Below are 18,376 nucleotides of genomic sequence, written 5' to 3' on the forward strand. Positions count from 1 at the left end.
TTATATTTAGGGCAAACGCATCAAATTATTCAACTTCTATCGAAGGCCTGTAGGGGCGTATTGCATACGCCCAGTTGTGATATTTTGTTATGCGGGCGTATGCAATACGCCCCTACAGGAGGTTGAAAACAGCTTTATGAATTTTGATGCGTTTGCCCTACTTTATATTACCTGACTGATACTTTTTAGGATTTTATATTTACATTCTCTTTCTTTCTTGTTATTTTTACAATTTATTAGTTATCTGAATGACTTATAAATAATAAAATTGATAATCAATATATGATCTACAGAGCTCTTACCCCTCAGGAAATAAATGCATTAAAGACACAATACTGTATTGCCGATAATTGGGATAATATAGAAGTTGCGGATAATTTTACACCGGATTATATCAGGCATGTAAATTTTTCGGGTAAAATAAAAATGGGCGTTTTCGAGGAAGAATTCTCTCTGCCGGGTGGATTAAAAAAGCATTCAGGTATCCACCATGCCTGTCTTCACAATTGTGAGCTGGGCAACAATGTACTGATAGAAAATATTCAGAATTATATTGCAAATTATAGGATCGGTAATAATGTACTCATCCAAAACATACACCATTTGTATGTAGATGGAGAAACGTCCTTTGGCAATGGCGTGGAAGTAAGTGTACTGAATGAGACGGGAGGACGTGAAGTTTTAATATATGATAAGCTAAGCGCGCATTTTGCATATATACTTTCGTTTTATCGTCATCGTCCGGTACTCACCAAAAAGTTACAGGATATGGTTATGGCATATGCCAGAGAAAATACCTCAACAACAGGTACCATCGGAAATAATGTAGCAATAGTAAATGCCGGTGCTATAAAAAATGTCCGTATAGGAGACTATGCCGTCATAGAAGGTGCCCGCCATTTAGAAAATGGAAGTATAAACAGCAATAAGCACGACCCTGTACATATCGGATATAGCGTAATGGCGAACGATTTCATCATATGTTCGGGTTCGCGAGTAGAAGACGGAACCATGCTCACCCGTTGTTTTATCGGCCAGGCATGTCAGTTAGGCCATACGTATTCGGCCAGCGATTCTTTATTTTTCAGTAATTGCCAGGGTGAGAACGGAGAAGCCTGCGCCTTATTTGCAGGGCCGTATACAGTTACACATCATAAATCGACGCTACTGATTGCCGGAATGTTTTCATTTATGAATGCCGGTTCGGGTTCCAATCAGAGTAATCATATGTATAAGTTGGGACCGATACATCAGGGAATTGTGGAACGTGGAGGCAAAACAACCAGTGATTCGTATATATTGTGGCCATCCCGGATCGGTGCGTTTTCTCTGATAATGGGACGCCACTATCACAATACCGACACGTCCAATATGCCGTTTTCCTATCTGATAGAAGATAAGAATGAAACAGTTTTAGTACCGGGTGTAAATTTGCGCAGTGTAGGTACTATCCGTGATGCACAAAAATTTCCGAAACGTGATAAACGGAAAGATCCTGAAGTGCTGGATCAGATCAACTTTAACCTGTTAAGTCCGTATACTGTACAGAAAATGTTCAAGGCAATATCTATATTAAGGGAGATGCTTGATACATGCGGCGAAGCCAGCGATTTTTATTCATATAAAGGTTGCCGCATTAAAAACTCGTCGCTGAATAAAGGCATAAAGCTTTATGACATGGCTATAAACAAGTTCTTAGGCAACTCTATAATATCCCGGCTGGGCAATTGTCCATGTACAAGCAACGAAGAGATTAGGAGTTATTTGAAACCCGATACGAATGTAGGCCTGTGTGTATGGAGCGATATAGGCGGTATGCTTGCCCCCCGTTCCGAAATAGATAAACTGATTGCAGATATAGAATCGGAGAAGATCACGCAAGTTTCGGAAATAAATGCCACTTTTGCCCAACTCCACAAAGATTATTATTCACTGGAATGGACATGGGCATGGGATAAGATACAGCAATACTACGGATTATCGTTGGAAACTATAACGGCGCAGGATATCATAAACATTGTTGAGCGTTGGAAAACAGTAGTAGTAAACCTTGATAAGATGATATACGAGGATGCCAAAAAGGAATTTTCTTTGTCTTCACGTACAGGCTTCGGTCTTGATGGCGACCGCAACCAGCAGAAAGATGATTTTGAACAAGTACGTGGCGTATTTGAAGAAAACGCTTTTGTAAAAGCTGTATTGACACATATAGATACGAAAACAAAACTGGGTAATGAAATAATAAGCCGACTGGAAAAGAGCGTGAAGTAATATTACACTTAATTAAAAACAAGACATAACTCTTGGACTTAAGGATAAAAATAAAAAAGCTCTAAAGTAAAACTTTAGAGCTTTTTTTAATTCTTTTGACCGATGATGCTATACTCTTATTTTTTAGGCTGAGTACGTTTTGCGTAACGGTTCATGAACTTATCAACACGTCCTGCAGTATCCACAAGTTTTTGTTTTCCTGTGTAGAATGGGTGGGACGAGCTGGTAATTTCAAGCTTTACCAGCGGATAAGTAACACCATCTATCTCGATAGTTTCCTTTGCATTGATAGTTGAACGTGAGATAAATACCTCATCATTTGACATATCTTTGAAAGCTACCGGACGGTAATTCTCTGGATGAATATCTTTCTTCATTTTATAGTAGTTTAAGTTATTTCTTCTTTTTCAGCCGACAAAGATAGGCCTTTTATCCTATTAAAACAAAATATTTCCCTCAAATTTAGGATAAATATATGAATATTTCTTTTGGATTTTTATCTATGTATATAGCTGTTAGCTCTTTGAAGTATTGATTAGTAAATTTGTAGATTAGTAGATTAGCAAATGAGTGATAAGTATTACATGTGTTACTTTTTTATATACAAGTTACGAGTAAACAAGATTCGAATTGTTGCTAACTGTTTACTATAAATAGTGTTCATTGTGTAACTCTTTGTCCCCCTTGTGGTAAAGTGATTTAACCACTAAGTACACGAAGGGAATCACAAAGGGCACAAAGGCTAAAAAACTGTTACCTTTGTTACCTTTTGACAAGTAGTAAGTTTTAAGTAATGAGTAATAATATGAAAGAACTATATTTCTGTTTACCGTAAAGTCACTTATGCGATAGCCAAAGCTAACGGCTAATAGCTATCAGCTAAAAGCTGAAATATGCGTTACCTTTGTTACCTTTTAACTATATATAGTTAATGAATATAAAATTCCCCAGATGAAAATAATAAAAAGCTGTCAGATGTGTCAGATTTTAATACAATATGGTTAAATAAAATAAAAAAAATAGTAACAACCATGAGATGCAAGATATGGATAAGCCAGTAAAAAAACTTATATATCATTATTTTGCTTACCCGTCTACTAAAAATGTAAAATGTGTCAAGTTTGTCAAGTTTTAAGGAATCCGTTACCTCTTTAATTTATTTACTAAATATGTGCCAATGTAATAAATTTTGCTTTCTTTTGTTCTATAAAAGGTTTTTGAATAAGTAAATATGAAAATCATGCGTAAATATATTTTATTATCAACAGCTATTGCATTTTCTCTATTATCGTGTAATAATAAAAAAAGTGCTTCAGATAATTCAACAGAAAATCAAACCGACGTTATCAATATGGAATCTATATCAGACGAAAACAGCATGTACCTTCTTGTTGGCACTTATACGGCAGGTGAAAGTGAGGGGATATATGTATATCAGTTCGATACGGTATCGGGATATTCTCAATATAAAAGCATGGTGAAAGTTGCAAACCCGTCTTACCTGACTGTTAGCAAGGACGAGAAATTTGTTTATGCCGTGACCGAAACAGGAGACAATACTGCTGCCGCCAATGCTTATTCTTTCGACAAGGCAAAAGGGGAATTGAAACATCTGAATACGGAACCAACTAAAGGAGCCGACCCTTGCTACATTTCGGTGGATGCCACGGGTAGGCATGTGGTTACGGCAAACTATTCGGGTGGTAACCTCAGCGTGTTTGGAGTGAAAGAAGATGGCTCGCTTAATGCGGCATCCCAGGTTATAAGTTTTAGCGGTAAAGGTGCAGATCCGGAACGTCAGGCAAAGCCACATATACACTGTGTAATGTTTTCTCCCGATGGAAAACATCTGTTTGCCGACGATTTGGGTACAGATAAGATACATAAATTCGATGTAAATCCAAATGCTACACGAGACTATCTGAAACAGGGAACCCCTCCATCATTTAAGGTTGCCGATGCATCAGGTCCACGCCATCTTGCATTTCACCCGAATGGTAAATATGCCTATCTCATAAATGAGTTGTCCGGTGCAGTAATCGCTTTTAATTATGACGGGATAAAGGGTGATCTTACCCAGATACAATCTATACAGGCAGATACACTCGATGCTAAGGGTAGTGCAGACATACACATATCTCCCGATGGCAAATTTCTGTATGCATCCAATCGCCTGAAAGGTGACGGGCTGGCCATATTTTCAATCAATCAGGCTGACGGGAAACTGACCAAGGCCGGCTATCAGGAAACTGGAATACATCCCCGTAATTTTGTAATTACACCGAATGGTAAATATCTGCTTGTGGCGAGCCGCGACAGCGATATAATCCAGATATTCCTCAGAAACGAAAACACCGGCCTACTGGAAGATACATTTAAAGATATAAAGCTGGATATGCCGGTGTGTCTTAAGTTTGTTTCTTTTAAATAGCTCAACCTTCTCCTGAAGCGTCTTCGGTTTGAGGGTCTTCGTTAAATTCATGTATGTTTACAACCCGGTTGACACGATAATGAGGCGATAGTATTTCTATACCTGCTTCTTTGAAAACATCCTGTATATTTTTACGGAGGTCAGAATATATATCGTTCATTTTATTGGCATCTTTGGTGAATACATTTAATTGATATTCCACATAGAAGTCCTCAAAAGCTGTCTGCATAATGAAAGGCTTTTGCTTCCGGTTCAGATTCTCGGTTTTATATGCAACCTTTAACAATAACTCATGTATCAGTCTCCATGGTACATCGTATCCGATGGTGACCGTTGTATAGAGAATTAGACCATACTGGCTCGCTGAGAAAGAGTAATTGACTGTTTTCGTACTCATTACACTGGAATTGGGAATAGTGATCACCTCATTCTTAGCTGTTTTCACACGGGTTACCAAAGCCGTTTTTTCTATTACGTTGCCCACTGTATCGTCCATTTTCACACGGTCTCCTATTTTAAAAGGCCTCATATATGTGATTACAAACCCGGCTATGATATTCCCTATAACGGATGTGGAACCCAGCGATATCATTAACCCCAGGAATACAGATACGCCCTGAAATATCTGTGAGTCCGAGTTTGGGAGATAAGGGAATATCATGATGAATGTAAACACCATCAGTATGGCTATCACAATATTGTATGTAGGCTTCGCCCAATCGGGATAAAAACCTTTGAACGTAATTTTATTATCTGATATTTTATCTGTGATGGAACGTAGGAATTTCTTTACAAACCTGAATATAAAGGCTATGACTATTATTGTAAACAGATTTGGCAGATAATTTTTGATACTGACAGCAACTTTCTTTACCGGAGATATAACATAGTTGAGAAGTTGATCCGATATACCTGTTGTATGCGGGAATATTTTGAAAAACAATAGAGTACATACAAATAAGGATGCTACTATTAAGACAAAGCGCAGAATCTTGAGCAAGGCAAATATGATTTGCTCTGCTTTCTCAGCCTCGATTATACCAAACAGGCCTTTGACTTTCTTATGGCGTTGTTTGCGTACGAATATTTTCAATCTGCGGTAGCCATAGCGGAATCCCCGCAGGAAGAAATATTCCCCGGCAATTATCAGTATAACAAATAAGGCTTGCAATCCTATTCGTTTCCAGCCGGTTTCGTAGTGCCGCTTTTCGATAGCGCTGATTATAATATTGCGATACGAATCGGCCAGATCGAGCTTAGCCCTGCCATATATCTGGGCCTGTAGTGTATCTATACTGATTATAATTCTTGAATTCTGATACTTCTGGTCATCGTATACTATATTTATCTGGTCGCTAAACTCAACTAGCTTTAGCGAATCCGGATTAAAAAGAGGGTATTCTTCGAGCGATCTTATTTTATCTTCAATTGCTGATGCTCTTTGATCGACTGTAAATGAACCGACTCCACCATGTATCAGAAATAATGTATCGATGAAAGGTGCTACCGGTGCGCCCTTGGTCTGAGTTAAGACAATCTCGGTAGAATCAACCTTGGCTATAACAGGTTCTTTTTTGTTTGTAGTTCTTCTTTGGGCTGATGCATCTATTGTATGACATAAAATAGTGATGCATAGCAATGACATTAAGATGTTATATTTGCTCATAGTAGTTTTTTGCCTTTTTGCATATAACAAATATATATAAGTTAACTGATAAATCGTATAATAAGTAGATAATAAAATCTGAAAAATACTCTATAAATAGATATACAAATAAGCTCCCTGCATTTGTTCTATACAGGGAGCCTTATTATACAATCTTAATATCAACCTCTGCTTTTCATACTGTCCTCATCCGGATTTATCTTATTGAGAGCAGCTTTCACTTCTTTTTCGCTAATGATAGCGGGATAGGAACTATTGCTTTTATCCTTTCTGGCTTCCTCATAAGCTACAAAATCCTGTGGCGACTTTACTATTTCATTCTTTTTCATGACTGATGGTAGATTTAATTAAACATATATACTAAACACGACCACAATAATTTATGTTCAGTAGAGACAGTAAAAAAGGCGGGTGACTTATCATAAATCACCCGCCTTTGTCATCCGAACTGTGTTTAATTCTATTTACAAGATGACGCTTAAATTCGCTCTGTTTTCATATGTATAATTATCCTCTACATTCCTAGCATAATCCACTATTTTACTTACTGTTACCGTAGACTTTGGATTATTCAGTATATATTGCACATAGAATCCCCGTACATATCCATGAGGCAACTCCTTATACCCACTTGGTGGAGGCGTATCCAAATCCAGTTTCTTTATATCTGTCTGATTTGCGTTTATATATAGTTTGTAGCCAAGTTCAATATCGCTAAGCCTTCTGCACCAGCGTACATTCATCATATGATAGCTTAGAACATCCTTGGTATCCACATAGTCATGCAACATGACCACTCCCATCGATAATTCATCATTCCAAAGCTGCACAGCCATGTATGCAGAGTAAAATAGGTGGTAAATGTCCCCTTTCTTTCCATCTGTATAGCAACCGTTCGTAGGTCCCAAACCATTACACCACGGACCATCACCGTTCAATCTGGCCCCTCCCGGCATCAGATTGAATTTATACTTGTTAGTCGTATTCTTTTTGTCAAACCAGTATGTCTTATAAGGGCCTCCTCCGGGATTTGCAATATCGTAGGCTAAAGGATTATCACCCGGTCTTGCTCCTAACGCAAATCGTACATCCCGTTCATTTAGCCGGGTGTGAGGAGCATCGTTTGTAGTATTGAACGGACACATAGCAAATAGTTGCCTGTAATCCTCCGGTGCTGGAATCTTCCACCCTTTGATATTTTGATTGTTTTGATCTCGCATTACACCATATTTATTCATATATAATATGCTTGGATAACTGTAGTATCTACCATAGCTTTTTTCAAAATCAGTGATATTTTGTAATTGAAATTGTGATGGCGCTATCCTGATACGTTCTACATATTTATCCAGAACATTCTGAGTAATCGGATAGATATTTTCAAAATCATTGCCCCACTTCACCGTATGGTAGAAGTTCTGATCTACCCAATAATATTCTCCCACACGTACAGCGTTATATTCGCCAAGAAGCTGATTACCCTCAGTGGTGTAAAAGTTGACCTTCATTGATTCAGGCAAAGTTCTGGTATTTTTGTCTATATACTGAAAGATGAAATCTTCTGAGTTCTTATTGAAATACAGATACTTCTTTTCTTTTTCATTCCCTACATAACCGCTGGGAGGCGTAACTTCTACTACTGTATAATTTCTTGCGGGTAGGTCTGTAACCTCAGTTTTGCCATTTGTGAGAGTATATGTGGCTACAACCTCATTGTTGTAATCGAGTACCTTATATGTCCCTCCACCAATAAATTCATTTGTTACAATATCTCTTGCCGAGATCGTGAAGTGGGCCATTTCTATATCGCTATTATCGGTGCAGGCATACAATCCGATAAATGACAATAAGTAAATTATAATATTCTTCTTCATTATCCTTTTTCCTTTCCTTTTTATTTTATTCTATATAAAACCGTAGCTTGTAAAATAAAATGGTAAGGTACATGGTACATAGATGTGGTAGAATTTACATATCCGTCTGTCTTCCCAAGATAAACATGTTAACCGATTTATTTGTTTTTGGAATTTAAGTTAAAATACAAAGAATTTCATCCCAATGAACTTTTTTAGCATTCCCGTATACCAACTGTAAAAGCAAAAAAAAGCGTTACTTATTTAAATAACGCTTTTTTCTATAATGAATAAATTTAATCAATAATAAGTTTCAGATACTGAATGATTCAATTCTATATATAAATGACCATTTTCGTCAAAGAAACGGATTTTATTTTCTCTTGATAACCAGCCTAATGCCATATTTATAAGAGAATCCTTAAAATCAGAGAGCTCTCCAATTTCCCTTATGGTTAACTTACCTTTTTCTGCCAGTAAATTCCATATTATACCTGCATTAATTCCAATGTCATTTTTCAGCATAATTTACTAGTTTTTAATTTATAAAATGAGTCATATTTCTTTATTATCGATCAGACTTAAAACAAATCCTCCTATCAATGCACCATAGCTGCAATTAACCCAACATTCGGCCGATAATGGATAAGTACCCCAATAACATGCAAAATAGAACCAATAGACAAAACCTATAATTATTCCGGCTAATATGCCCAACAATATGGTACTATTATTCGATATGAAAGCCAATACCTTATTCATAATCAAAATTGTTTAGGGACGATTCCAATAAAATTGTCCGGTATGTACCGGTTCTGCAAGCATAGCAACTTTCGTTGGCTTAGATTCTTTCATGGCTTCGCGTATAGCTCTGGCAAACAGATTATTGATTTTGTGTCCGGGGCAATTTGCGATAATTTTCCCTTTTATAAAATGACCGACCAATGATATATCACCTATAATATCAAGTAGTTTATGTCTGGCCGGCTCGTTAGGATAAAGTAACGGCTTATTCATGATATATCCTAATTTATTGGCATCCTTTCTCTTCACTCCCATTACATCGGCAAGATGGTCGAGATTATCTTGTTCGATAGGTTTGTCGTATATCACGATAGCATTGTCCAAATCTCCGCCTTTAACCAGATTATTTTGTAGCAAAGGTTCTATTTCGCGGACAAAAACGAATGTCCGGGCAGAAGCAAAGTCTCTTGTAAATTCCGACAGATCGTTGAGGCTTGCATCCTGCCGCCTTAATAAAGCTGAATTGAATGAGATATGCGATTGAATACTGAATGAATCATCAGGCAATAAAAGCATCGAAGACCCGGTAGCTTTATCTACCACTTTGATTCTTTTCCGCTTGAATGTTATATACTTTCTTACAGCATTCTGCTGTTGTATTCCTATTTCTTTTATTTTACTTACATAAGCTATGGAACTTCCATCCAGAATGGGAAATTCCGGAGCATCCACGTCTATCAGGCAGTTGTCTATTTCACATGCATACAATGCTGCCAATGCATGTTCTACAGTACTTACCTGCACCCCGTTGGCCGACAATACCGTACCTCGCTGTGTGGCCGATACGTTCTCGGCCAAGGCATCTATTACAGGCTGTCCCAACACATCGGTACGTCTGATTTTGTAACCATGGTTTTCAGGTGCAGGATTGAACGTGATGTTGATACTTAACCCGGTATGCAACCCTTTTCCACTCAGTGAAAAACTATTCTTTAAAGTTCTTTGATTAACCATAACAAATCTTTTTATTGTTTTTGTATCTTAAGGCATTGTTAATAAGCAGGCACCAGCAGAATATCCTCCACCGAACACCGATATGCATACCAGGTCTCCCGACCGGAACTTATCTGTATTCTGAGCATATACCAACAGAGCGCTGGCTGAGCCTGTGTTGCCCAATTCTTCTATATTGGATAATATTACATCGTCACTCAGATCGAGCTGTCTGGTTACATTTTTCAATATTCTCATATTAGCCTGATGGCCGATGAAATAAGTTAACCTGTCGAGAGAGTATCCGCTATTCTCCACTATTTCTTTCGTATTTTGTGATATGTAGTTACAAGCATACATAAATACATCTTTTCCATGCGGCATTTGTAACCCGCCATTAGCCGGAGTAAGGAAAACACCTTCTGGGCCTAATCCTACATGCCCCAGGCCCTGAGTCGTAATATCAATAATATGAGGGTCCTTTTCGGTTTGTGCTGTGTCGGAGAAGAAATATGCAACCGCACCATCTCCCCACAAATGTCCCGACATGCAATCGGTGTCATCCGAATAGGTCGAATTCCGGTCGGCACAAATCAACAAAGCCTTACTAGCTATTTGTGACGAAAAAAACGAGTATATAATTTCCATCGCATTGATAGCAGACGAACAGGCGGATGATACATAAAATACTTTAGCATCGGATATATTATATTCCCGTTGGATATAATGTCCGGCAGTAGCAATCGTATCGGACGGTGTGTACGAAGCAAATACTATCAGATCCACTTCATTGATATCGTATGGCAGTTTAGGCAAAGCATTATTTACAGCTTCTGCGCACATATAGTTCATTGTTTCTTTCTCGGTTGCCCGGGAACGTGAGCGTATACCGGTTCTTTGCAAAATCCAGTCACTGGTAAGACCGTTCACTTCTTTGAAATAGTCATTAGTAACTCTTGTGGGTGGGATATAGTACCCTGTTGCATTAATATACATATTCTGTATGTTTAAATTCTCAATATTGGTTTTCACATTCGGGATGACGCAGCAAATATTTTTTCCAAAAACGCCTGTTGTACAGATGTATTAGTTTCTGGCATATTTTTTCATCATATTTACGGATTTTTGAATATTCTTCACCAATATAATCCAGTGTATTATCATTGGCCTTGATACGTTTGAAGCTTCTGCAACTATCCAGCAAACTGATGTTTTTGAACGACATCCGGTTGAGGTCTACCAGATAAAACTGATAGCCGTCCTCGGTTGTTTTATAGAGGATATTTCCAGGTGAATAATCTTTATGAAATATTCCTTTCTTATGTATTTCGGCAGTGAACATTGTAAAGGCCTGTATCAATCCCTTACTTTCTTCTTCTGTTTGCCTATATACTTCTTTCATCGTGCCTTGTACCTCCTCATGTATGGAAATATAGTATGACTCCGACAATAATCTGTTTTCGCATATATCTATATATGCGATGGGCTCGGGTGTATTTATTCCCTTATCCAGGACATACCGTGCATTATTAAAAGATCTTTCAGCCTTAGACTTTCTGATATATTTATACACAAAGCGATTGATCTGTATAGGCCTTTTAAAAGATTTTACATTTACCATAAAACCATTTATCCGGAACAACTTGATTGTATTACGTGCATTATATACCAGTTCGCCTTCTTGAGAAAAAATCTCCGGGATCGAATGTATAAATTCCGAAAGTTCGTTATATTTAGGATTGATACATAGTTTCATTTTGTAACTCTGTTGTAAATGATTTTTAAATTAGACTCCGGAATAACTCCCAAAATCCGTTCTCTCTCTTTTCCTTCTTTGAATATCAGTATACTCGGAACCCCTGATATACGATACTCTGCTTCCAGAGCGGCAAATTCAGCAATATTTACTTTATAATAGTTAATTTTTTCTCTATCGTCTACAGGTAATCGGTTGAGATTATACTCCATTTTGTCACACAATTCTGAATTTTCTTTATAAAAAAGTACAAATCCGGAACCTGTATGGATTGCTTCATCAAATGTTTTATCGTTCAGTTCTACAAAACGGCTGTCTTCAACATTACCCGGAATACTGTTTACAGCCCAGGTCCCCATAATATTTGTAACTATGCTTAATATTATAAGCATCAACCCGAAATGCCATGCCTGAAGTTTAAAAGTTTTCATTACTGTTTAGTTTAATAAAAAAATTTAATGCTGCGCTTCCCTACAGGAGCTATCAGCCATAGTTATGCTTCAAAAGATGCAATCGTACTAAACCTAGAAGAGACTATAAAAATCGGGTTTAATACATATTCCCACCCGGATATTCATCGAATATTTATCATAATCCAGCAAGCTCTCACCGTATCCATGAAAGAAACGGGCAAAAATATACTGGTTCGCTTTCTCCGATATCCTGAAACTTGCCGTGAGTGTTGTATTGATATTGCCAAATCCTCTTTTGGGGTTTAAATCTGCGGATAACCACCATTTGTGTTTATCGCTTATATAGTTTATCGACAGGTAACCTAATCCTCTATAGTCGATCAGATCTTTATTATTGCCTCCGTCCACATAAGGTATCCAAAATTCACCGGATAAATTGAAGCGTGCGTTGAAATAATATTTCATGGATATGCTTAAATAATTCCAGCTACGCGAATCTTCCCCGTCGCGTCCGTTCGATTCATGTTTCAGTTGGGCAAACATTGCTCCCACCAGCTTTTTATCATGAAATATGTATTTTCCCAAACCCAAACCCGGGTTATAATTTGTATCCCTGAAAGGACTGGATTCAGCATATATATCCCAAAACGATCTCTGGGTATATGTCAGATAAGCAAATGTTTTGAACGGAAGCACACTCTTTGTCAGACGTTGTCTTATACTTATCTGAAAACTGGCGTCGGCCGAACTGTTCGTAATTTCCTCATTCAACGGTACTCCCGTCACAAAGTATGTATCTTTATATACTGCAAACGAAGGCATTCGGTCGGCCATTTTTATGGCTTCACTTTCCGATATTTCAAAATGTCTGGGTTTGAATATATTAGGATCCCGCATGGCTACAGTATATTGCTCCCTGATACTGTCATTAGCATACAGCAAATCGTCCTGAGCTGATAGAGAGACTGATATTATTGCTAATAAAATAAATAAATAGATTTTCCGCATAAGTTAAAAAAATCAGCTAAATGATCCCTCACTTTTAGTTTTCTGAATATTTGTTACTATTAATCGAAGATAATTCCCCTATTAGTCGAAGATAAATTGATTAATGAATCTGTCGCTTGGCATATCTTCTTTACATTTTGTTTTGATCCCTATTTTATTCAGGATATTTTTTAGGTCGGAGTTGATTGTATCTGCATATACCAGACTGACTTTTTTAATGGCCATCAGTAACGAAAAGTAGTTATTCTCGGTACTTTCCAGTTTCAGGCTTTCAACACCTTTTACGCTTTCATCTTCTAATTCAAATAGGTTTACAGTTGTATTTTCTTGAACTCCTTTGCTGAGTGCCCCTTTTTGAGTGAGGATAGCTATTATTTTTTTCATAAAAGTTGTCATTTGATATATGAACAGTTGTTCATTTGTTTATAAAAAATAAATGCTCGATTTTATCGCATTAATGAACGATAGTTCACGGTCCTGTAAAAAAAATTAAGCTTTGATCAAGCAATATAAATAATCCATCACTTCTTTTCTTCTTTCCATATCCTTTACCACATTTGTCACAAATTGGGATTCGTCACAAGTCTGGTCCGAAGTTTCTTTTACCCCCGTATTATTAAATAGTATGCACATTATCTCAACATCAATATCAGCCCTGACCTGCTTGATTTCTATACTTTTAAGCAATGCTTTACGCCAGTGATCGAGCAAACGTCCATAGATAATCCTAAAGCGATTGACAAAATCCGGATAATGTTTCGCTGCTTGTATTATTAAAGCCGTGTAATTCAGAAAAACAGTATGCGTAACGCCTGCTCTCATAAATGCATTTGTTACGGTTTTCTGGCGCCTGTGCATGGCTTCAATTAATTCGGGTAATGTAATATCTCCTTTAATGCCATTGAGCATTTTGTCGAATATTTTGAAGAAATACTCGTCGATAACAGCAAAGAACAGTTCTTCTTTATTTTTAAAATACCGGTACATAGCTCCGCGAGACATCCCCAATTCCTCTTGCAGAACGGATATTGATGCACTATCATAACCTTTGTTCATAAAAACATCGAAAGCTCGTCTTAATATGTATTCTCTGCTATACTTCATTAATTAATCATTTTAAACACGTGAACAATCGTTCACAATGCAAAATTGCGACATAAAATTCGATTGCACATTATTTTTAATGTTAAAAAATATTTTTAAATAGTATCAAAAACACATATTTCCGGTAAAGATTTGATTGATAGAGATAATTTATTTTTATTATCAGGTGTTAAACCTCCAGATTTTCTCTTCTCCATCGAATGTAACACCAAACAAAGCAGGCGAAGGCAAGCGCAGATAACTAAATTGTATATCCAACGCTATTTTGGCACCGGACAGTTTCTCTACTTTGGCATTCCATTCCAGGACTTTATCATACAATTCGTTTGTTTTAGCCATATCCGACCGAGAGATTGCATTATTCAACTTCTCTACAAGATTGCTTATTTCCAACTCTTCAAATTTCTTTGCAAGTTCGTTATATTTTTCCATGTAGCGTTTCGACAGTTCTTCGGTATCCATAAGTATCTCATTTAGATTGTTAATAATAGTATACGTATCTATATTCAACCGTGTTACTTTTTTCTATATTAAAATAACATTTCAATGAGAAATTAAGTTTAGAACCGAGCCAGAATAATTGATTGTAATACTCTTTAAACATCCTATTATTTCGTATTTTCCGGCTTTCTTCGTTAATTTGCATTTACAACCAATAGCTGATTATCTAGAATAACAAAATTAGTGGCAAAGAAAAATTTTTATGTAGTGTGGAATGGCGTAACTCCCGGGGTGTATTCGTCATGGAATGAGGCGAAAGCACAAATAGAAGGGTATGAGGGAGCTATTTATAAATCTTTCCCCACCAAAGAGGAAGCGGAAAAAGCGTATAATGATAATCCATGGCTATACATAGGAAAAAAAGCAGAAAAGAAGAAAGTCTCCATTCATAATATACCCGAAATCATAAAAAACAGCTTGTCTGTGGATGCCGCTTGCAGCGGAAATCCAGGCCTATTGGAATACAGAGGTGTGTACGTGCAGACCGGAGAACAGGTATTCCATCAGGGACCGTTTGAGAAAGGAACAAATAATATAGGTGAATTCCTGGCTCTGGTACATGGCCTGGCTTTGCTAAAACAGAAGAAGTTTAAAATCCCTATCTATTCGGATAGCGCCAATGCCATAAAATGGGTGAAAGAGAAAAAGTGTAAAACAAAATTGGAAAGACTACCCGAAAATGAATCTTTATTCTACATGATAGAACGTGCCGAGAAATGGCTGCGGGACAATACGTACACTACTCAGATAATAAAGTGGAAAACGGACGAATGGGGCGAAATCCCTGCCGATTTCGGACGAAAATGACTTTAAAACTAGCTAGTCCACGGATTCACTGACATCAGAAATCTCCATTTGTCCATATCATACTTATACAAGTAATATTTTCCATATGCGCATTCGTACCCGCAGGTATAAACTTTGTAAATAATAACATATTCCTTATTACGCGAGAACAAAGGAACGGAATAATAATTCACATCCGTATAATCTTTTTTCTTGGCCGGTAGCATTTTTTTGCCGGACAAACCCTTATGCCAGACTGAATCCTTGATGGATATAAACTGTTCATAAAAATAATCTTTATCAGCCTGCGTAAACAGCGTATCCAGGCCGGAGGATTTTTTGAACAGGTATTTATTGTCAGGTTCCAGATGACTGATATCGTATTCTCCTATATATTTGCTGATAAAGTTAGTTGTATCCCACGGTAGTATTTTAACAGATACTTTTTTGTTGTTCCTAAGAAACTTTATTTCAGATTTTTTATCATTACTGGTCATCCAGTTCAGGAAGCCGTAAATCTCCTCATCAGAAATAATAGTACTATAGGTATGAGTTTGTGCCTGTACAATACCGGATTGCACAAAAAAGATGATATAGAAAACAAGTAAACTCCTGAGCAGCATATCTATTTGAGTTTGTGTCAAAGATAATAAAAATAAAGAATTAAGAATAACGTGTTTACCCGTATCTTGTATCTCGTCTACATGTAATTCGTAACTAATAACAAAACCATCAATCTCTACTTCCGATCGGCTAAAATAATTAACCTTTTGGAAATCATCAGATATAACTTTATATAAAAAAATTACTTATATTTTCTTACTTTTTCTTATTCCCGAACAGCAAAAAAATGCTACTTTTGCTTTTTGTAGTATTAATATTACATAGAACTATAAATAATAAAACAAACACGCATGGAAAGTAATGATTTGCTAATGCAAGTGACAGCCAAAGCCAAAACATGGCTATCAGACAAATACGATGAAGAGACAAGAAAAGAAGTGCAAGCATTATTAGACAAAGAGGATAAAACAGAGTTGATAGAGGCTTTCTACAAAGACCTTGAATTCGGAACAGGTGGTCTTCGTGGTATTATGGGAGTCGGTACCAACAGAGTTAATATATATACTATAGGGGCAGCTACACAAGGCCTGACCAACTATCTGCTGAAAGAATTTTCTTCGCTAAAACAGATAAAAGTAGTTATCGGACACGATTGTCGCAACAACAGCCGGAAATACGCAGAAATATCAGCTGACATTCTATCGGCTAACGGAATCAAGGCATATTTGTTCGAAGACCTGCGCCCTACACCGGAAGTATCATACGCGATCCGCAAACTGGGCTGCCAAAGTGGTATTATGATCACAGCATCCCACAACCCGAAAGCATATAACGGATATAAAGCATACTGGGAAGACGGTGCACAGGTTATACCGCCACATGATAAAAACATTATTGCCGAAGTAAACCGTGTAAACGTTGAGAATATCAAGTTTAAAGGTAACAAAAGCCTGATAGAAATATTAGGTAAAGATATGGATGAAGCATATATAAAAGAGCTGAAAACCATATTGCTTTCACCTGATGCTATCAAACGTCACAGTGGAATCGGTATTGTATACACTCCGTTACACGGTACAGGATTTACTGTAATCCCCCAGGCTCTGAAAGCATCCGGATTTACAAACATCATCAATGTACCGGAACAGGACGTACTGAGTGGTGACTTCCCTACTGTTGTATCCCCAAATCCTGAAGATCCGGCAGCGATGGCCCTTGCCGTAAAAAAAGCAGTGGAAACAAATGCCGAACTGGTATTTGCCACAGATCCCGATGCCGACCGCTTCGGAGCTGGTATCCGCAACGATAAAGGGGAATTCATCCTACTGAATGGAAACCAGACAATGTTAATCCTTATCTATTACATAATTACCCGCAAAAGAGAACTTGGACAACTTACCGGAAAGGAATATACTGTGCGTACAATTGTAACCAGCGCCCTAACCCAGGTAGTGTCGGAGAAAAACGGTGTAGAAATGTTCGAGTGCTATACAGGATTCAAATGGATTGCTGCTATTATGCGCGAGCTTGAAGGTAAGCGTCAATATATAGGAGGAGGAGAAGAAAGCTATGGTTTCCTTGCCGAAGACTTTGTTCGCGATAAGGATTCCGTATCGGCAGCTATGCTCTTCGGTGAAATCGCAGCATGGGCAAAAGACAATGGAAAAACGTTGTACGAAATGCTTCAGGACATCTATGTAGAGTACGGATTCTCTAAGGAAAAGGGTATTTCGGTAACTAAGGAAGGACGCAGTGGTGCAGAGGAAATAGAAGCTATGATGAAAAACTTCAGAGAAAACCCAATCAAACAGATTGCAGGCTCTAAGGTGACGCTCATCAAAGACTTTGTAACACTGAAGGCTCAGGATCTGGCTATCAATGAAGAATATACATTGGAAATGCCTACCACATCAAACGTATTGCAATACTTTACTGAAGACGGAACTAAAATATCTATCCGTCCTTCCGGTACAGAACCGAAAATTAAGTTCTATATAGAGGTTAAAGCAAAATTGAAATCCAGAGCTGACTACAATGCCGTAGATGCCAGTACAGAAAAGAAGATAGAACAAGTCTGTAAAGACTTGGGAATCTAAAAAAATACTAAGCAGAGCCGGATGGTAATAATCCGGCTCTTTTACCTGATATATTTGCGAAAATAATGTCACTGAATTGATTTTTATCCTTCAAAAACTGAATTCCTAAATAAATGCTCACAGTGAACAACAATTATTGAATCAAGATTGTTATGAAATATCTAAAGGATTCACACTAATAACACATTAA

At 37.4% G+C, this 18,376-nt stretch carries 18 protein-coding genes and 1 pseudogene; 4 read left to right on the top strand and 15 right to left on the bottom strand.

Features of this window, described 5'->3' with window-relative positions:
• Positions 1–282 precede the first annotated feature (282 nt).
• Complete coding sequence (locus HMPREF9455_RS09385) at positions 283–2,271, top strand: DUF4954 family protein (protein WP_006799437.1); 1,989 nt, start codon at positions 283–285, stop codon at positions 2,269–2,271.
• 116 nt (positions 2,272–2,387) lie between these two features.
• Here HMPREF9455_RS09385 and HMPREF9455_RS09390 read toward each other — a convergent pair whose 3' ends face one another.
• Positions 2,388–2,648: a type B 50S ribosomal protein L31 gene (locus HMPREF9455_RS09390; RefSeq protein WP_006799438.1), complete on the bottom strand. Its 261-nt coding sequence runs from the start codon at positions 2,646–2,648 to the stop codon at positions 2,388–2,390.
• A gap of 863 nt (positions 2,649–3,511) precedes the next feature.
• Here HMPREF9455_RS09390 and HMPREF9455_RS09395 point away from each other — a divergent pair.
• Positions 3,512–4,702 carry a lactonase family protein gene (locus HMPREF9455_RS09395; RefSeq protein ID WP_044215933.1) on the top strand — a complete coding sequence of 397 codons (1,191 nt, stop codon included), beginning with the start codon at positions 3,512–3,514 and terminating at the stop codon, positions 4,700–4,702.
• Between the two features lies 1 nt (position 4,703).
• Here the strand turns inward: HMPREF9455_RS09395 and HMPREF9455_RS09400 are convergent, their stop codons facing one another.
• The 13 genes and pseudogenes from HMPREF9455_RS09400 to HMPREF9455_RS09455 form a co-directional block, all read right to left on the bottom strand.
• Positions 4,704–6,368, bottom strand: coding sequence for a mechanosensitive ion channel family protein (locus tag HMPREF9455_RS09400; RefSeq protein WP_006799440.1), 1,665 nt, complete (start codon positions 6,366–6,368; stop codon positions 4,704–4,706).
• A gap of 161 nt (positions 6,369–6,529) precedes the next feature.
• Positions 6,530–6,697, bottom strand: coding sequence for a hypothetical protein (locus tag HMPREF9455_RS21375; protein ID WP_006799441.1), 168 nt, complete (start codon positions 6,695–6,697; stop codon positions 6,530–6,532).
• 135 nt (positions 6,698–6,832) lie between these two features.
• Entirely contained in the window at positions 6,833–8,242 is a 1,410-nt protein-coding gene (locus tag HMPREF9455_RS09405) for an MSCRAMM family protein (protein ID WP_006799442.1), read from the bottom strand.
• Between the two features lie 279 nt (positions 8,243–8,521).
• On the bottom strand, positions 8,522–8,746 hold the full coding sequence (locus HMPREF9455_RS09410) for a winged helix-turn-helix domain-containing protein (RefSeq protein ID WP_006799443.1): 225 nt from the start codon (positions 8,744–8,746) through the stop codon (positions 8,522–8,524).
• 30 nt (positions 8,747–8,776) lie between these two features.
• The gene (locus tag HMPREF9455_RS09415) at positions 8,777–8,983 is read right to left on the bottom strand and encodes a hypothetical protein (RefSeq protein ID WP_006799444.1); all 207 of its coding nucleotides are present in this window, start codon (positions 8,981–8,983) and stop codon (positions 8,777–8,779) included.
• A 78-nt stretch (positions 8,984–9,061) separates the two neighbouring features.
• Positions 9,062–9,979 (bottom strand): annotated as a pseudogene (lpxC, locus tag HMPREF9455_RS09420) (UDP-3-O-acyl-N-acetylglucosamine deacetylase); the annotation flags it as partial.
• 27 nt (positions 9,980–10,006) lie between these two features.
• On the bottom strand, positions 10,007–10,954 hold the full coding sequence (locus HMPREF9455_RS09425) for a 3-oxoacyl-ACP synthase III family protein (protein WP_006799446.1): 948 nt from the start codon (positions 10,952–10,954) through the stop codon (positions 10,007–10,009).
• A gap of 19 nt (positions 10,955–10,973) precedes the next feature.
• Positions 10,974–11,714: a lipopolysaccharide kinase InaA family protein gene (locus tag HMPREF9455_RS09430; RefSeq protein ID WP_006799447.1), complete on the bottom strand. Its 741-nt coding sequence runs from the start codon at positions 11,712–11,714 to the stop codon at positions 10,974–10,976.
• Positions 11,711–12,145, bottom strand: a complete 435-nt coding sequence (locus HMPREF9455_RS09435) for a thioredoxin family protein (RefSeq protein ID WP_006799448.1) — start codon at positions 12,143–12,145, stop codon at positions 11,711–11,713. The genes HMPREF9455_RS09430 and HMPREF9455_RS09435 overlap by 4 nt, the downstream gene beginning before the upstream one ends.
• A gap of 93 nt (positions 12,146–12,238) precedes the next feature.
• The gene (locus HMPREF9455_RS09440) at positions 12,239–13,135 is read right to left on the bottom strand and encodes a phospholipase A (RefSeq protein WP_006799449.1); all 897 of its coding nucleotides are present in this window, start codon (positions 13,133–13,135) and stop codon (positions 12,239–12,241) included.
• Between the two features lie 81 nt (positions 13,136–13,216).
• Positions 13,217–13,519, bottom strand: a complete 303-nt coding sequence (locus HMPREF9455_RS09445; RefSeq protein ID WP_148401871.1) for a hypothetical protein — start codon at positions 13,517–13,519, stop codon at positions 13,217–13,219.
• Between the two features lie 105 nt (positions 13,520–13,624).
• Complete coding sequence (locus HMPREF9455_RS09450) at positions 13,625–14,239, bottom strand: TetR/AcrR family transcriptional regulator (protein WP_006799451.1); 615 nt, start codon at positions 14,237–14,239, stop codon at positions 13,625–13,627.
• Between the two features lie 162 nt (positions 14,240–14,401).
• A complete protein-coding gene (locus tag HMPREF9455_RS09455; RefSeq protein ID WP_006799452.1) occupies positions 14,402–14,701 on the bottom strand; it encodes a hypothetical protein in 300 nt (99 codons plus the stop codon).
• A gap of 222 nt (positions 14,702–14,923) precedes the next feature.
• Between HMPREF9455_RS09455 and HMPREF9455_RS09460 the strand changes: the two genes are divergently transcribed.
• Positions 14,924–15,547, top strand: a complete 624-nt coding sequence (locus HMPREF9455_RS09460) for a ribonuclease H1 domain-containing protein (protein WP_006799453.1) — start codon at positions 14,924–14,926, stop codon at positions 15,545–15,547.
• A gap of 8 nt (positions 15,548–15,555) precedes the next feature.
• Here the strand turns inward: HMPREF9455_RS09460 and HMPREF9455_RS09465 are convergent, their stop codons facing one another.
• The gene (locus HMPREF9455_RS09465; protein ID WP_006799454.1) at positions 15,556–16,149 is read right to left on the bottom strand and encodes a hypothetical protein; all 594 of its coding nucleotides are present in this window, start codon (positions 16,147–16,149) and stop codon (positions 15,556–15,558) included.
• Positions 16,150–16,440: 291 nt separating this feature from the next.
• Here HMPREF9455_RS09465 and HMPREF9455_RS09470 point away from each other — a divergent pair, with 291 nt between their 5' ends.
• The gene (locus HMPREF9455_RS09470) at positions 16,441–18,186 is read left to right on the top strand and encodes a phospho-sugar mutase (RefSeq protein WP_006799455.1); all 1,746 of its coding nucleotides are present in this window, start codon (positions 16,441–16,443) and stop codon (positions 18,184–18,186) included.
• Positions 18,187–18,376: the final 190 nt, after the last annotated feature.

The sequence above is a fragment of the Dysgonomonas gadei ATCC BAA-286 genome (genome assembly GCF_000213555.1).
GTDB lineage: Bacteria > Bacteroidota > Bacteroidia > Bacteroidales > Dysgonomonadaceae > Dysgonomonas > Dysgonomonas gadei.

Coding starts and splice junctions, on each gene's coding strand:
- HMPREF9455_RS09385 (WP_006799437.1), top strand. CDS start 283: ATGATCTACAGAGCTCTTACCCCTCAGGAAATAAATGCATTAAAGACA.
- HMPREF9455_RS09390 (WP_006799438.1), bottom strand. CDS start 2,648: ATGAAGAAAGATATTCATCCAGAGAATTACCGTCCGGTAGCTTTCAAA.
- HMPREF9455_RS09395 (WP_044215933.1), top strand. CDS start 3,512: ATGCGTAAATATATTTTATTATCAACAGCTATTGCATTTTCTCTATTA.
- HMPREF9455_RS09400 (WP_006799440.1), bottom strand. CDS start 6,368: ATGAGCAAATATAACATCTTAATGTCATTGCTATGCATCACTATTTTA.
- HMPREF9455_RS21375 (WP_006799441.1), bottom strand. CDS start 6,697: ATGAAAAAGAATGAAATAGTAAAGTCGCCACAGGATTTTGTAGCTTAT.
- HMPREF9455_RS09405 (WP_006799442.1), bottom strand. CDS start 8,242: ATGAAGAAGAATATTATAATTTACTTATTGTCATTTATCGGATTGTAT.
- HMPREF9455_RS09410 (WP_006799443.1), bottom strand. CDS start 8,746: ATGCTGAAAAATGACATTGGAATTAATGCAGGTATAATATGGAATTTA.
- HMPREF9455_RS09415 (WP_006799444.1), bottom strand. CDS start 8,983: ATGAATAAGGTATTGGCTTTCATATCGAATAATAGTACCATATTGTTG.
- HMPREF9455_RS09425 (WP_006799446.1), bottom strand. CDS start 10,954: ATGTATATTAATGCAACAGGGTACTATATCCCACCCACAAGAGTTACT.
- HMPREF9455_RS09430 (WP_006799447.1), bottom strand. CDS start 11,714: ATGAAACTATGTATCAATCCTAAATATAACGAACTTTCGGAATTTATA.
- HMPREF9455_RS09435 (WP_006799448.1), bottom strand. CDS start 12,145: ATGAAAACTTTTAAACTTCAGGCATGGCATTTCGGGTTGATGCTTATA.
- HMPREF9455_RS09440 (WP_006799449.1), bottom strand. CDS start 13,135: ATGCGGAAAATCTATTTATTTATTTTATTAGCAATAATATCAGTCTCT.
- HMPREF9455_RS09445 (WP_148401871.1), bottom strand. CDS start 13,519: ATGAAAAAAATAATAGCTATCCTCACTCAAAAAGGGGCACTCAGCAAA.
- HMPREF9455_RS09450 (WP_006799451.1), bottom strand. CDS start 14,239: ATGAAGTATAGCAGAGAATACATATTAAGACGAGCTTTCGATGTTTTT.
- HMPREF9455_RS09455 (WP_006799452.1), bottom strand. CDS start 14,701: ATGGATACCGAAGAACTGTCGAAACGCTACATGGAAAAATATAACGAA.
- HMPREF9455_RS09465 (WP_006799454.1), bottom strand. CDS start 16,149: ATGCTGCTCAGGAGTTTACTTGTTTTCTATATCATCTTTTTTGTGCAA.
- HMPREF9455_RS09470 (WP_006799455.1), top strand. CDS start 16,441: ATGGAAAGTAATGATTTGCTAATGCAAGTGACAGCCAAAGCCAAAACA.